This window comes from Citrobacter sp. CK198 (assembly GCF_030333295.1).
GTDB classification, from domain to species: domain Bacteria; phylum Pseudomonadota; class Gammaproteobacteria; order Enterobacterales; family Enterobacteriaceae; genus Citrobacter_B; species Citrobacter_B koseri.
Genome location: NZ_JAOWGE010000023.1, coordinates 100,719 through 116,186 on the forward strand (window position 1 = coordinate 100,719; position 15,468 = coordinate 116,186).

Sequence of the window (15,468 nt, forward strand, 5' to 3'; positions counted from 1 at the left end):
GCACAGTTTGCACCTCATATACCGAAGCGAATGTCTACGCTTAATAGACAGCCGGGCAACACCCGTATCATTTACGACGCAATCCGGAGGTCCTTCTCATTATGCTCAACCAGAAATTACACCCCGCCCCATCCGACGAATTAACGATCGAAATCGATCTGCTTTATGAAACGGATCCGTGCGAGTTAAAGCTGGATGAAATGATCGAGGCAGAACCGGAACCTGAGATGATTGAGGGGCTACCCGCCTCCGACGCCCTTACCCCAGCCGATCGCTATCTTGAGCTGTTCGAGCATGTGCAATCATCCCGGCTTTTTGCCGACAGTAAAACTTTCCCCGACTGCGCGCCGAAAATGGACCCGCTGGATATTCTGATCCGCTACCGTAAGGTCAGACGACACCGCGACTTTGACCTGCTGCGCTTTGTTGAAAATCACTTCTGGCTACCGGAAACCTGGTCCAGTGAATATGTCTCCAACCCGGAAAACTCACTGAAAGAGCATATTGATCAGCTCTGGCCGGTGCTGACGCGTGAGCCGCAGGATCACATTCCCTGGTCCTCGCTGCTGGCGCTGCCGCAATCCTATATCGTGCCGGGCGGACGTTTTAGCGAAACCTACTACTGGGACTCCTATTTCACCATGCTGGGCCTGGCGGAAAGCGGCCGGGAAGACCTGCTGAAATGTATGGCGGACAACTTCGCGTGGATGATTGAGAATTACGGCCACATCCCCAACGGAAACCGCACATATTATTTGAGCCGCTCGCAGCCACCGGTCTTTGCGCTGATGGTCGAACTGTTCGAAGAGGATGGCGTGCGCGGGGCGCGGCGCTATCTGGATCATCTGAAAATGGAGTACGCCTTCTGGATGGACGGCGCGGAATCTCTGGTGCTCAACCAGGCCTATCGCCATGTCATCAGAATGCCGGACGGTTCCCTGCTCAACCGCTACTGGGACGATCGCGACACCCCCCGCGACGAATCGTGGCTGGAGGATGTGGAAACCGCCAAACATTCGGGTCGCCCGGCCAATGAGGTATACCGGGATCTCCGTGCCGGTGCGGCCTCCGGCTGGGATTACTCATCACGCTGGCTGCGCGATGCAAGCCGGCTGGCCAGCATCCGCACAACCCAGTTCATCCCCATCGACCTGAACGCTTTCCTCTACAAACTGGAGAGCGCGATTGCCAACATTTCCGCCCTGAAAGGCGACCGTGAAACCGAAGCGGCATTTCGCCAGAAAGCCAGCGATCGCCGCGCCGCCGTAAACCGCTATCTGTGGGATGACGAGAATGGCTGCTATCGGGATTACGACTGGCGGCGCGAGCAAATGGCGCTCTTTTCCGCCGCCAGTATCGTGCCGCTGTATGTCGGCATGGCGACTCACGAGCAGGCAGACCGCCTCGCTAACGCCGTTCGCAGCCGTCTGCTGACGCCTGGCGGGATCATGGCGACGGAGTATGAAACCGGCGAGCAATGGGATAAGCCTAACGGCTGGGCGCCGCTACAGTGGATGGCAATCCAGGGATTCAAGCTGTACGGCGACGATATGCTGGGGGATGAAATTGCCCGCAACTGGTTAAAAACCGTCAATATTTTTTACCAGCAGCACCATAAACTGATCGAAAAGTACCATATTGCCTGCGGCACGCCGCGTGAAGGGGGCGGCGGGGAATATCCGTTGCAGGATGGGTTTGGCTGGACCAATGGCGTGGTTCGCCGTTTGATTGGTTTATACGGCGAACCATAGCGGCGTTACCGAATCACATTATAAATGGCGGTCTGAATCTTTAACCATTTTTTGTTTTCCACGCTGGGCTCGGCCTGAACACGCAGCCGGGCCTGCTCCATATCATGCTGCTGGCGCATCACCACCGCCGGAACGGTACAAAAACTTTGCAGATACTTTTTATGCAGCGACGTCAGCGACGCTCCGTTCAGCATGGCGTGGCTCAGCGACGTCAGGAAGCGTCGGCAGGGTTTTACCTCATCCATCAGCGAAGGGTAGCGTAGCAGCAGTTGCAGCACATCGGCGTTGCCCGTCGAAAACGCCTGTTCGGTCCAGGCCAGCTGCCAGTTCATCCCGCCCTGTAAGAACAACGCCGTAACGCGCGTATCATTACGGTCGATCGCCGAGCGCATATTAAACGGGTCCCAGGTGATCCCCATGCGGCTCATGGTTTCCCGCGCGGAGGGCGCCTCAAGCCGGGCGTCATCCTGCATGACCTCGTCGCGTTGTACGGGCGCGGCAGAAGGAGGCGGCGAGCTGAACAACCAAAACGCCCCCACCAGGATCGCCAACACCATTGCGCCAACCCCGCCCCACAACACCCCGGAAATCAGCTGCTCACGCTCTTCAGCCGTCCGCTGCTGTCGCTTGTGAGGCGGTTCAATACTCTCGCCAATTTCCTGGTTATCTCCCCCCGCCAGCGCGTCTTTTTCTCGCGCCTCTTCCCAGAATTTCTCCACCACGCCCTCATCGGACGCCATAAACGAAGCCGGGTTTATGCGAGTGCGTTTTTCATTAAACGCCCGCTGTACCGAGCGGGTGATCTGCCGGAACTGACAATCCAGTAGCGACAACTGTACGGAACTGAGCGGCTGCCCGGCGATGATGCTGTTACGCGCCTGACGGCAATCCTCAAGGAACATACGCAGGGTCGTACGCGGCTCAACAAACAGCGTCAGCGCAGACGCGTCTTTGAAAAATGCGGAATAGTGACGGGCAAACGACTTTTTATCGACCACCATCAATGCCAGCTCGCTGAACAGCATCGCGCTGAGCGCATCCTGTCCTTCGCTGAGTTTTAACCAGCGTCGCAGACGATCGGCGCCAAAATGCAGCTTCAGGTAGCTATTCAGCTGGTGACGATCCGGCCACACCTGCGAAATAAGCGCTTTCAGCGTGAGTTCAATCGCCCGCAGCTGACGCCGGGCCTGTATTTGCGCGTCCTGATTGCCTGCATCAATATCAGTCTGATAAGTGAGAAGCGGCTGCCGCTGGCGCAGTTGTTCCAACGACGCCACAAAACGCAGGGCGGCAAGCAGTTGGTTTTCACTGACATCCTTCCCGCTGTCATATTGCGGAACATACTGCTGGAGATGTCGCAAATGCAGCATAAACTGGCTCAGTTGCACATCGTTTATATGTAATTTTTTTGCCACCACGCTCCAGCCGCCTAAATTAAGGCGGGCTTGATCCAGTTGTTCCATAAACCAGCGCGGCTCTTTTCCTTCCGCAACATGTACGCCCAGCAGCAGCAGGATCTCCACTGACGCCTGACGGATGATGCCCAGACAGTGTTCAAAAGGCGAATGCATCGCCTGCGAAGCGTTATTCGTCATGATCGTCCCTAAAAAAGCCCCTCCATAAAGAAGGCTTTTAATATTATTTTAATTATCTGTTTTGATAGATATAACAGATTTTTTTGGCATTACAGTGACTATAACGCAAAGGTTGAGAAATTTATTTTGGGCGGCGAGGGAAATAAAGAGAAGTCGATGAACAGTCATCGCGGAATATTAAAATTAACGTCAGGAATAAAACAGCGTTCCTGAAATAAGTTTATCCTTAATCTAAATTAATGTTGCGGGTGTAAACCACCCGCTTAATATTATCATCCTGATTATAAGAACATGCCGCCCGACACTTCGATACGCTGCGCGGTCATCCAGCCCAGTTCATCGCTGAGCAACGCGGCGATGGCATCACCAATATCGTCCGGCAAACCAACCCGTCCCAGGGCGGTTTGTGACGCGATATACGCATTCAGTTGTTCATTGTCCCGCACATTGCCGCCGCCAAAATCAGTTTCAATGGCTCCCGGCGCAATGATGTTCACGGTGATGCCGCGTTCGCCCAGCTCTTTTGCCTGATAACGCGTCAGCACTTCCATCGCCCCCTTCATCGCGGCATAAGCGCTGTAGCCAGGCAACGCAAAACGGGCCAGCCCCGTCGACACATTGAGGATCCTGCCGCCATTCTTCAGCAGGGATAACAGCCCCTGAGTCAGGAAAAACGGCCCTTTAAACTGAATGTTCAAAAGCTGGTCAAACTGCGCTTCAGTGAAGGTCGAATACGGCGCGTTGATGCCGATTCCGGCATTGTTCAATAAATAATCAAATGAATCACGCTGCCACTCCGTTTTCAGGGTTTCCCGCACCTTTTCAACAAACGCCGGGAATCCCGAAATATCCCCGACATTCAACTGCAATGCTGCGGCTTTACCGCCTGATTGCGTAATTTCATGCACGACCTGCTGCGCCTCTTTTTCATTGCTGTTCCACGTCAGAATGATCCCGATTCCTTTGCTCGCCAGCTTAAGCGCCGCGTTTTTACCGAGCCCTCGGCTGCCGCCGGTCACTAATGCGATACGTTGCGTCATAAGAAACCTCATTTCAGGTGTTGTGAAGATTGAGAAAGAGCTTATTAGGTGTTAGAAAAACAATAAATGTAGCGAAATGCGCTTCACTGTTTCATTCAGAACAACACCGGGACCTCGCGATGGATAAAATTCACGCAATGCAGTTGTTCATTCGCGTCGCTGAACTGGAGAGTTTTTCCCGCGCCGCCGAAACATCAGGCCTTCCTAAAGGTAGCGTATCCCGCCAGATACAGGCGCTGGAAAACCACCTCGGCACGCAGTTGCTGCACCGCACCACCCGGCGGGTTCAGCTTACTCAGGACGGAATGGTGTATTACGAACGTGCGAAAGATCTGCTGACGAACCTGGACGAGCTGGACGGTTTATTCCAGCACGACCCGGCCAGCATCAGCGGCAAGCTGCGGGTCGATATGCCGGTTGGGGTCGCCAAGAACCTGGTGATACCGCGCCTGCCCGCGTTTTTACAGCAGTATCCGGGTATTGAGCTGGAACTCAGCAGCAGCGATCGCCTGGTGGATTTGATACGGGAAGGGTTCGACTGCGTGGTGCGGGTCGGGGCGCTAAAGGATTCCGGGTTGATCGCCCGCCCGTTGGGAAAGCTGTCGGTCATTAACTGCGCCAGCCCGCAGTATCTGGCGCGTTTTGGCTACCCAGAAGGTCTGGACGATCTGGCTTCGCATGCGGTGGTTCATTATTCCGTCAATCTGGGCACGCGTCCGCAAGGATTCGAAGTGGCAACGGCAAACGGCACGCAGTGGATTAAAACCGGCGGCATTCTGACGGTCAACAGCACCGAGACCTACCATGCCGCCTGTCTGGCGGGGCTGGGAATCATTCAGGTGCCGCGCATCGGCGTTCGCGAAGCATTGCGCGCCGGGACGCTCATCGAGATCCTGCCGCAGTATCGCGCTGACCCAATGCCGGTGTCCCTGCTCTACCCGCATCGCCGCAACCTCTCCCGCCGGGTGCACCTGTTTATGGAGTGGCTGACCGGCGTAATGAAAGACTACGTGGACTGACACGCTATACTGTTCTGAGAGTTAACAAAAGAAGGACTATCGACCTGATGACGCAGGAAAAAGACGTAAAACGCCCTATTCAGGAACTCGACCATGCGCCGGTGCCCAAAGTGGAGACGCACGATCATGACGAACCAGAAACAAACAACAAGGCCACCCAGGCGCTCAAAACGGTCTCCACGACGGCAGCGAGAATCCAGCGTCAGCCGGTGATTGCCCACCTGATCCGCGCCGCAGAGCGTTTTAACGATCGGCTGGGCAACCAGTTTGGCGCCGCTATCACCTATTTCTCGTTTCTGTCGATGATCCCTGTCCTGATGGTGTCGTTTGCCGCCGCCGGTTTTATTCTCGCGTCGCATCCCACGCTATTAGAGGACATTTTCAATAAAATCCTGATGAACGTCAGCGATCCTACGCTGGCGTCCACGCTGAAAAGCACCATCAACACCGCCGTTCAGCAGCGCACCACCGTCGGCCTGGTGGGGCTGGGCATTGCGCTCTATTCCGGGATCAACTGGATGGGCAACCTGCGTGAAGCGATTCGCGCCCAGTCTCGGGACGTGTGGGAGCGCACCCCGCAGGATCAGGAAAAAATCTGGATAAAATACCTGCGCGATTTTGTCTCGCTGATTGGGCTGTTGGTTGCGCTGATTATCACGCTGTCTATTACCTCGATTGCCGGTTCTGCGCAGCAGATGATTATCTCCGCGCTGTATCTCGACAGCATTGAGTGGCTAAAACCCGCCTGGCGGTTGATTGGGCTGGCCATTTCGATTTTCGCCAACTACCTGCTGTTCTTCTGGATTTTCTGGCGGCTACCGCGCCATCGACCGCGCAAGAAGGCATTGATTCGCGGTACGTTTATCGCCGCGATCGGTTTTGAGGTGATCAAAATCATCATGACCTACACGCTGCCTTCCCTGGTGAAATCCCCGTCCGGCGCCGCATTCGGTTCCGTGCTTGGCCTGATGGCGTTCTTCTACTTCTTTGCCCGCCTGACGCTGTTTTGCGCGGCCTGGATAGCCACCGCCGAATACAAAGACGACCCACGTATGCCAGGGAAAACCCACCGCTAGTTCATCATTTGATGCCGGATGGCGCGATGCTTATCCGGCCTACCGCCCGGCAGGTCGCTACGCCTTATACGGCACGCATTGCAGCATATAAATCCAGACCGTAACTTTTATTTAACCTAAAACCAGTTTTATCCTCTAAGTTTAAAATTGTGTGAAGCATTTCATAGACGTGAAATCGCAGGTCTAAACATTATCCCCTTTTTGACCATTATTTGAGCAAAACCCCGCTTTGTTACAGATTGAAATGTCGCTTTTGCTGTGCGTAATATGGCCGTTCGTTCGCCAAAAAATAAGAAAATACTATGCAAGCAACCGCCACCACACTCGACAACGAACAGGAACACGTTCCAGTAAACTCGCGCAATAAAGTCGTCGTTGCCTCCCTCATCGGCACCGCCATTGAGTTCTTCGACTTCTACATTTACGCGACTGCCGCAGTAATCGTGTTCCCCCATATTTTCTTCCCGCAGGGCGATCCGGCAGCGGCAACGCTTCAGTCCCTCGCCACCTTCGCCATCGCCTTTGTCGCGCGTCCAATTGGCTCTGCGCTATTCGGCCACTTCGGCGACCGCGTCGGGCGTAAAGTGACGCTGGTGGCGTCATTGCTGACGATGGGGATCTCCACCGTCGTGATCGGCCTGCTGCCGGGCTATGCCACCATTGGCATTTTCGCCCCGCTGCTACTGGCGCTGGCGCGCTTTGGCCAGGGTCTGGGTCTCGGCGGAGAATGGGGCGGCGCGGCGCTGCTGGCGACCGAAAACGCCCCGCCGCGCAAGCGCGCGCTGTACGGCTCTTTCCCGCAGCTTGGCGCGCCTATCGGCTTCTTCTTCGCCAACGGCACGTTCCTGCTCCTCTCCTGGCTGCTGACCGATGAGCAGTTCATGACCTGGGGCTGGCGTTTACCGTTCATTTTCTCTGCGGTGCTGGTCATTATCGGCCTGTACGTCCGCGTCTCGCTGCATGAAACACCGGTATTCGCTAAGGTCGCCGCGGCGAAAAAGCAGGTGAAAATCCCGCTGGGTACCCTGCTGACCCGGCACGTACGCGTAACAGTACTCGGGACATTCATCATGCTGGCGACCTATACGCTGTTCTACATCATGACGGTCTATTCCATGACGTACAGTACCGCAGCCGCCCCTGCGGGGCTCGGTTTACCGCGTAACGAGGTGTTGTGGATGTTGATGCTGGCGGTGATCGGCTTTGGCGTGATGGTGCCGGTTGCGGGCCTGCTGGCAGACGCTTTTGGTCGCCGTAAGAGCATGGTCATTATCACGACAATGATCATTCTGTTCGCGCTGTTTGCCTTTAAACCGTTGCTCGGTTCCGGTAATCCGGCATTGATATTCGTTTTCCTGCTGCTGGGGCTGAGTCTGATGGGGCTGACCTTCGGCCCGATGGGCGCGCTGCTGCCGGAGCTGTTCCCGACAGAGGTTCGCTATACCGGCGCGTCCTTCTCGTATAACGTGTCGTCAATTCTTGGCGCGTCCGTAGCGCCGTATATTGCCGCATGGTTGCAGGGGAACTACGGTCTGGCGGCGGTCGGCACCTATCTGGCGTCAATGGCCGCCCTGACGCTGATTGCGCTGCTGTTGACCCACGAGACGCGCCACCAGTCGTTGTGATTTGACCGCCATCACCCGTAGGCCGGATAAGGTGTTTACACCGCTATCCGGCACTATCATCATTTCTTCATCTGCGACAAAATCATCCGACACTGATTCGCATCGCCTTCTGACGGGGAAATCAACGCCAGAAGCGCGGCGGCAGGCGTGACTAACGTCGCCAGCGCCGCAGCGACCGCGCCTCGCGCGATCAACGGCCCGGCTTTCACCCCCGCCTGCGGGTTTTTAAACGACCCGCGCACATACAGCGGCGAACGCAGCGTAATAATGCGAATCCCTTTGCTCTCTGGATCGATGGTTAAATCCAGTTGCTCAGAGGCGAAACTCGCGGTTCCGGTGACGTTAACCAGCGCATTTTCCGTATCAAAAGCAAAGATTTGCGGGCGCGCAACGCCATTAACGATGTCAAGATTAGCCGCCGCGCAGTTGACCCGTACCTCATCGTCGCCAAATATCTGCCCGACAATAAAGTTGCCCACGTTCAGGCCGACAATCTCCATCAGGTTGCGGCTGATCACGCCATCGTTCATCAGCAGCTTCAGGTTGCCATTACTGTTACCTAACAGCGCCGCCACTGAATTGCCGCTTCCCCGGATATCCGCGTCGCCGTTCATTTCGCCCAATGTTTTCTGCATCAGTTCGACATCCGGCATCAGCGCTTTCAGTTTAAGACGACGCGCCTGGATATTCGCCCTTCCCTGCATCGGCTTTTTATCCCCTTCCAGATGAATGCTGGAGACAATGCTGCCGCCAGCCAGGCCAAACTTCAGCGGCTGCAAACGTAAATCGGCATTTTTCAGGATGATATGGGTAGAGAGATCGCTGACCGGCAGGCTGCTGCCGTGCTCAATGCGCCCGCCCTTAAAGCGCACGTCGGCATCCATCACGTCCCATTTATCGGTTTCAAAGCGGTCATAAGGCAGCACTTTGTCGGCAGGCTGGATGCTCTTTTCGCCCTTGCTTTGCTCGGCGCGTTTCGACTGTTGCGCCCCCTTCCCGGAATCCACGCCGATCAGCGGCCCCAGGTCAGCCAGGCGAAGCTGGCGCGACTCCACATCCCCTTCCAGTTTGGGGCGCGGCTTGCCGGTGGTGTAAGCAAGAGAGCCGTGAATATCGCTGTCGCCGATGCGGCCATTAAAATTGCGGTAGTCAAAAACTGAGGATGTCTCCGTATCGATTTTCGCCACCAGGCGACCGTCCGTTTCAAACGGCGGCGTGTCCGGCAGCAGTACGCCGGTCAGGTCGTACAATTCGCCCAGCGAGTCGCCGGAAAACTTAAGCTGGAGATCGACGCCGCCCATGTTCAGCGGATCGTTGACCACCCCGGCAAAGGCCACGCGAGTATTGCCCGAGCGGAAGTCAGCCTGCACCGGGAAAGGCGCGCCTTCGCTGCGTAACGCCAGCATACCGCCAATTTTGCCCGTGCCGGTCAGCGGTTCCCCGTTATAACGCCCCTGCGCCTTAAGGCCGAAAACATAATCCCCCACGTTGTTGTCGTTGTTGCTTTTGGCTCCCGTGACTTCGCTAAAAGGCAGTGGTTTACCCAGCGGATCAACCAGGATCTCGATATCGGCTTTGCTGACCTTATCGTCAATGGCGATACGCCCCTGATCGAACAAAATCGTATCCAGACGGAACGACCAGGCGGACGGCTGCGCATTGGGATCGTTTTTCTCGTCAGCCGCAAGAGTGAAGGTCCAGTTATTGTTTTTCTCCGAGAGGCGGATAAGGCGGGCGTCAGGCTTCACCAGTTTGATCCACGGCAGCCAGACGGTTTTGGTCAGCAACGCCAGCGGCGCCAGCGTGGCTTCAACGCGCGGGAGATGCACCATCGTGACTTCGGGGATATCCGGCGGATTGCCGAGGATAATGTCTTCGGCATGAACGTGCGGCCAGGGCACCCAGCTTCGCCAGCCGGTTTCCTGTTTTTGACGTTCCCACACCACGCCCAGATCGCCGCGAATGGCGAATGGCCGGTTGAGTTCTGTAGAGACTTTCTGGTTGATGGTCGGTTTGAGGCGATTCCAGTCAAATGTCGCAATCAGGACGATGAGTACGACGATCAACAACAACAAAGTCCCTGATACGGCAGCGGTTATTTTGCCTGCTTTCGTCATGTTTTACTTCCTCACTTCTTTCCTTGCCAGTCCTAAAGATAGTCCAGCAGACGGAAAAGGGAGGCAGGCTGCGTCCTGGAATACCGCGTGAAAGACGCGCCATTCCGGGAAACAGCGGGTATTACAGCATCAGGATCACCTGTTCAAGGTTCTCCAGCGGAACAGGACGCGACAGAAAATACCCCTGCGCCGCGAAAGCGGGCGAACGTTGTACATCGCGCCACTCTTCCAGCGTTTCCACGCCTTCGACGATAACGCCGCGGCAATAGCGGTTCATCAGTTGCAGCAGCAGCGTAAAGAGGTTTCGCCCTTCCGGCGTCTGGCGCAGCATCACAAACAGATCCCGCGCCACTTTGATGTAGTCGTAACGCACTTCGCTCAGGGCAGAGAAATTCGCCATGCCGGTGCCGAAATCATCCAGCCAGAGCGGGCCGAATTCACACATTGAGGCGAACGAAGAGTCTTTCGGTAAACGAATATGTTCCACCAGTTCGAATCGCAGCCAGGGCAGGCGCTCAATCGTTTTCAATACCTCTGGCTGCTGACGCATCGCGATCAGCGTCGGGCCATCGACATTGACCGAGGCCAGCAGGTCATGACGCATGAAAAAATCGGCTTTCTGCTCCAGAAACTGGAGCTGTTCTTTCACCACATCCACGCGGTGTCTTACCGCCAGCTCGGCAAAATAGCGATCCGGGGCAACGCGCCGGGAAGGGTTATCCGGGTGTACCACAACCGTCAGCAGCTCCACGGCCATCAATCGCCCGTTGGTCTGGTAGATTGGCTGATAAGTGTAAGCACGTTCGCACTGCAACCAAAAGCGCCGCTCCTGCAAGCTTTCAATGCTTGCCTCAGGAATGCTTAGCTGCTGGATAACCTGCTTTATCATCTCAGATGTCCTGTTAATGAGAGTGTGACTGCCCGGACTCGTCAAAGGTTATCGGCGCTCTGGCAAAGAACTTTATGTTCAGCGTCCCGCAAAATAGAAACAGCATGACAAAAATCAACACAGAATACGCGTTGGCTCAAAAAAATAATGGAACGATGTTTTAATATAGTTGACCGCTGAATACACCACAGCGCACACTAACGCTAATTTTTTTCAGAGCAGGTTCACGACTATGTCCAAAAAGATTGCCGTGATTGGCGAATGCATGATTGAGCTGTCACAGAAAGGCGCAGACGTTCAGCGCGGTTTCGGTGGCGACACGTTGAATACATCCGTTTACATCGCCCGTCAGGTCGATTCTGCGGCCTTGTCCGTACACTACGTGACGGCGCTGGGCACTGACAGCTTCAGCCAGCAAATGCTGGATTCATGGCAAGGTGAAAATGTCGATACCTCCCTCACGCAGCGCATGGAAAACCGTCTACCGGGCCTCTATTACATCGAGACGGACAGCACTGGCGAACGCACTTTCTATTACTGGCGCAACGAGGCGGCAGCGAAATTCTGGCTGGAGAGCGAGCAGTCTGCGGCAATCTGCGAAGAGCTGGCGACCTTCGACTACCTCTACCTGAGCGGGATCAGCCTTGCCATTTTAAGCCCGTCCAGCCGCGATAAATTACTGTCGCTGCTGCGCGAATGCCGCGCCAACGGCGGGAAAGTCATTTTTGACAACAACTATCGCCCGCGCCTGTGGGCAAGCAAAGAAGAGACGCAGCAGGTATATCAGCAGATGCTGGAATGCACGGATATCGCGTTCCTGACGCTGGATGATGAAGACGCGTTGTGGGGTGAAAAGCCGGTTGCCGAGGTCATTGCCCGCACGCACGACGCAGGCGTCCAGGAAGTGGTGGTGAAACGCGGCGCAGATTCCTGCCTGGTTTCCATCAAAGGCGAAGAGGTGATTGACGTTCCGGCGGTGAAATTGCCAAAAGAGAAAGTGATCGACACCACCGCAGCGGGCGACTCCTTTAGCGCCGGGTATCTGGCAATACGTTTAACCGGCGGCGACGCTGCCGGGGCCGCACAGCGCGGGCACCTGACCGCCAGCACGGTCATTCAGCATCGCGGGGCGATTATCCCGCGCGATGCGATGCCGCAATAACCGCACTGTAGGCCGGATAAGCGTAGCGCCATCGGGCATGACATTCTCGCCGGATGGCGGCCGTGACCGCCTTATCCGGCCTACTGCTACTGCGCAGCCGGGATATCCGTGACTTCCGGGTGGACATCATCGGTTTCTGCGCTTGTTGCTGCTGCTGTCACTGGCGCCATGATTTGATCCCACGTTGCCTGTAGGTCCTTCATATTCAGCTCCGGTTCGCCCTTCGGCTGAAGCAGAATCAACGCCATATCTTGCGATAGCTGCTGACGCAGGTTTTGATTCAACATCTCAACGGTCAGGTTATTCAGGAAGTTCTGCCGTAAACGCTGGTACTGTTCCGGGGCAATATCGACCACCTGATTTTGCAACGAGCGCATCCGTTGGCTGATCAAGATATCGGTATCGGTACGCGCATAAGTGGCGAACAGCTTTTGCAACTCCAGATTCTTCTGCGCCACCAGCGCGTTAAACTCCTCTTCCGGCAAGCCGTTATCACGGACTTTCGCCAGTTCACGCGCCACCAGCCCCAGGTTCAGATTCAGCTTATCGCCGGGGGATTCAACGTTGATCGCGCACTGCGCACGCAGGAACAGCACCCGGCAGTCAAAGCCGAGACCAATCTCTTTGGCGTTGTTCTTGCTGAGCGCCTGCTGAACATGCCAGAACAGGGCTTCACGGGCTAAATCCGCCTGCCAGTAGCGCAGCAGCGCGGCGGACTCGCGAATGGGCTGCCACGGTGTATCCCACATGATGGAGAGACGATCCTGGCGCACGGCGTCAGTCATAATGCTGACCGCTTCGGCGCGCAGAGGGGAAAGCGTCGGCACCGGCGCAGGCGTTTCACGTTTGCCTTGCAACTCGCCGAAGGTTTTGTTGATCTGCTCAGAAACCGAACGCGCATCCACGTTGCCGACGATAATCAGCGTCATCGCGTCCGGGGTGTACCATTTCTGGTAAAACGCGTTAAGTTTCTCCACATCCACAGGCTGTTTCAGCGGCTCGGCCGGATCGTGGCCTAACAGCGCAGACCCTTTCAGACGATAGCGCCACCAGCCCTCTTTGGTGTCCATAGGCCAGGTGGTAACCATATCTTCACTATTGACTGCATGCGCAACCGTCTCTGGCGTGATGGACAGTTTGCCGGAGGTATGCGCCAGATAAGAGAGTGCCTCTTTTAGCAGATCGTTACGGGTGTTGGGCAGGCTGAGGTTATATAACGTGGAATCATAAGAAACGATAACGGGCGGCACAGGGCGTTTGGGGTCAAAGCCCTGCTGCCAGAGTGAACGTGCTTGCGCGGCGTCAAGGCCGCCGCTTTGCGTCAGCGCGATACGGGGAATGGCGTGGCTGAAACCGCTCTGTTGCGTACTTTCGGTGAGCGAACCGGTATTGACCAGCAGACGAACCTCAATACGATCGCTTGGGCGCTGCGGGGTAGCTAATACTTGCCACTGTAATCCATTTGCCAGCGTCCCCTGTTGCCATGCCGGGTCAGGCTGGAGCGCATCTGCCTGCACATAGCCGACAGTAGCCATCATCAGCAGACTGCCCGCTAAGAGTCGAATTTTTGTGCCCTGCATGTAAACCCCTGATCAACAATCCTGGTAATAAAAAGACAGCCTGGAAGGCTTATCTGAATATGACGTTAAAAACACTTCGTGTTAGACCGCGCGAACATAAAAATGTCACGCCAGAAGTGAAAAAATCCCGAAGCCACATGTTGAGTGATTCGGGTGCAGGGGTCAATTATGCGCAAACACCCGCAGTCCTGGAAGGGACTGCGGGCATAAGAGGTGAGATTAAGAGGATAATTCGTGCGTTTTGCCATCAGGCGCACGATTATTCAGCACATCATCCAGCTTTTTGTGGTCCAGTTCTTTCACCCACTTCGCCACAACGACCGTTGCCACGCCGTTACCGACCAGGTTGGTCAGCGCGCGGGCTTCAGACATAAAGCGGTCGATACCGAGGATCAGCGCCAGACCCGCAACCGGTAAGTGGCCCACCGCAGAGATCGTCGCAGCCAGCACGATAAATCCGCTCCCCGTTACCCCGGCCGCCCCTTTCGAGGAGAGCAGCAGCACCACCAGCAGAGTTACCTGATGGAAGATATCCATATGACTGTTGGTCGCCTGGGCGATAAACACCGCCGCCATCGTCAGATAGATCGAGGTTCCGTCCAGGTTAAACGAGTAGCCTGTGGGAATAACCAGCCCCACCACCGACTTACGGCAGCCCAGCTTTTCCATCTTATCCAGCATACGCGGCAGCACGGATTCGGAGGAGGACGTCCCCAGCACAATCAGCAGTTCTTCACGGATGTAGCGGATAAATTTAAAAATGCTGAAGCCAGCTGCGCGGGCAATCGAGCCAAGCACCACCACCACGAACAGAATACAGGTGATGTAGAAGCAGACAATCAGCTGCCCCAACTGCACCAGCGTACCCACGCCGTATTTACCGATAGTAAAGGCCATCGCACCGAAAGCACCGATAGGCGCCAGGCGCATGATCATGTTGATGATGCCGAAAATGACCTGCGAGAAACTTTCAATCACGTTGAAAATCAGCTGGCCTTTGCTGCCCAGACGATGCAGCGCAAAGCCGAACATCACCGCAAACAGCAGAACCTGTAGGATATTACCGCTGGCGAACGCGCCGATGACGCTGCCCGGGATGATATCCATCAGGAAGCCCACGATTCCCTGGTCTTTTGCTTGTTCGGCGTAGATCGCCACCGCTTTAGCATCCAGCGTCGCCGGATCGACGTTCATCCCGGAGCCAGGCTGAACGACGTTGACGATAATGAGACCAATGATCAGCGCAATCGTACTGACAATCTCAAAGTAAAGCAGCGCAACCGCACCGGTGCGGCCCACCGCTTTCATGCTTTCCATACCTGCAATGCCAGTAACGACAGTACAGAAGATAACCGGTGCGATGACCATCTTAATCAGCTTAACGAACGCGTCGCCAAGCGGTTTCATTTGTGCGCCTAATTCAGGGTAGTAATGGCCAAGGAGGATACCAATGGCAATTGCTGTCAGGACCTGAAAGTAAAGGCTTTTGAACAGAGAGGTTTTCATAGGGTGTCCTTGAAGTAAAAACCACAGGTCTTGTAAGGTTATGGTTAACCTGCGGCCTTAAAATAACACCCACACAACATGACAGAAATGCACCTGGATCATAATTGA

General features: G+C 55.5%; 11 protein-coding genes. 5 read left to right on the forward strand and 6 right to left on the reverse strand.

Annotation, left to right across the window (positions count from 1 at the left end):
• Positions 1 to 101: 101 nt before the first annotated feature.
• Entirely contained in the window at positions 102 to 1,751 is a 1,650-nt protein-coding gene (locus OGY62_RS02990) for an alpha,alpha-trehalase (RefSeq protein WP_012135642.1), read from the forward strand.
• A gap of 5 nt (positions 1,752 to 1,756) precedes the next feature.
• On the opposite strand, the gene OGY62_RS02995 is transcribed toward OGY62_RS02990, so the two are convergent.
• Together OGY62_RS02995 and OGY62_RS03000 are read right to left on the reverse strand one after the other, a co-directional pair.
• The gene (locus OGY62_RS02995) at positions 1,757 to 3,346 is read right to left on the reverse strand and encodes an STY4199 family HEPN domain-containing protein (RefSeq protein WP_286459046.1); all 1,590 of its coding nucleotides are present in this window, start codon (positions 3,344 to 3,346) and stop codon (positions 1,757 to 1,759) included.
• Positions 3,347 to 3,627: 281 nt separating this feature from the next.
• Positions 3,628 to 4,386: an SDR family NAD(P)-dependent oxidoreductase gene (locus tag OGY62_RS03000; protein WP_286459047.1), complete on the reverse strand. Its 759-nt coding sequence runs from the start codon at positions 4,384 to 4,386 to the stop codon at positions 3,628 to 3,630.
• Between the two features lie 119 nt (positions 4,387 to 4,505).
• Between OGY62_RS03000 and OGY62_RS03005 the strand changes: the two genes are divergently transcribed.
• The 3 genes from OGY62_RS03005 (at position 4,506) to OGY62_RS03015 (ending at position 8,106) form a co-directional block, all read left to right on the forward strand.
• Complete coding sequence (locus OGY62_RS03005) at positions 4,506 to 5,405, forward strand: LysR family transcriptional regulator (RefSeq protein ID WP_012135645.1); 900 nt, start codon at positions 4,506 to 4,508, stop codon at positions 5,403 to 5,405.
• A gap of 47 nt (positions 5,406 to 5,452) precedes the next feature.
• Positions 5,453 to 6,481: an inner membrane protein YhjD gene (gene yhjD, locus OGY62_RS03010; RefSeq protein ID WP_286459048.1), complete on the forward strand. Its 1,029-nt coding sequence runs from the start codon at positions 5,453 to 5,455 to the stop codon at positions 6,479 to 6,481.
• A gap of 302 nt (positions 6,482 to 6,783) precedes the next feature.
• Positions 6,784 to 8,106, forward strand: coding sequence for an MFS transporter (locus OGY62_RS03015; RefSeq protein WP_049011539.1), 1,323 nt, complete (start codon positions 6,784 to 6,786; stop codon positions 8,104 to 8,106).
• 59 nt (positions 8,107 to 8,165) lie between these two features.
• Here OGY62_RS03015 and OGY62_RS03020 read toward each other — a convergent pair whose 3' ends face one another.
• Both OGY62_RS03020 and pdeH read right to left on the reverse strand, forming a co-directional pair.
• Entirely contained in the window at positions 8,166 to 10,223 is a 2,058-nt protein-coding gene (locus OGY62_RS03020; protein ID WP_115614330.1) for an AsmA family protein, read from the reverse strand.
• A 121-nt stretch (positions 10,224 to 10,344) separates the two neighbouring features.
• Positions 10,345 to 11,112 carry a cyclic-guanylate-specific phosphodiesterase gene (gene pdeH / locus OGY62_RS03025; protein WP_012135651.1) on the reverse strand — a complete coding sequence of 256 codons (768 nt, stop codon included), beginning with the start codon at positions 11,110 to 11,112 and terminating at the stop codon, positions 10,345 to 10,347.
• Positions 11,113 to 11,344: 232 nt separating this feature from the next.
• On the opposite strand from pdeH, the gene kdgK reads away from it, so the two are divergent.
• Positions 11,345 to 12,274 (forward strand): 2-dehydro-3-deoxygluconokinase, encoded by a 930-nt coding sequence (gene kdgK, locus OGY62_RS03030; protein ID WP_012135652.1) that lies wholly within the window; start codon positions 11,345 to 11,347, stop codon positions 12,272 to 12,274.
• An 86-nt stretch (positions 12,275 to 12,360) separates the two neighbouring features.
• Here kdgK and OGY62_RS03035 read toward each other — a convergent pair whose 3' ends face one another.
• The gene (locus OGY62_RS03035) at positions 12,361 to 13,854 is read right to left on the reverse strand and encodes a M16 family metallopeptidase (protein ID WP_112001427.1); all 1,494 of its coding nucleotides are present in this window, start codon (positions 13,852 to 13,854) and stop codon (positions 12,361 to 12,363) included.
• A 219-nt stretch (positions 13,855 to 14,073) separates the two neighbouring features.
• On the reverse strand, positions 14,074 to 15,360 hold the full coding sequence (gene dctA, locus OGY62_RS03040) for a C4-dicarboxylate transporter DctC (RefSeq protein ID WP_012135654.1): 1,287 nt from the start codon (positions 15,358 to 15,360) through the stop codon (positions 14,074 to 14,076).
• Between the last annotated feature and the right edge of the window lie 108 nt (positions 15,361 to 15,468).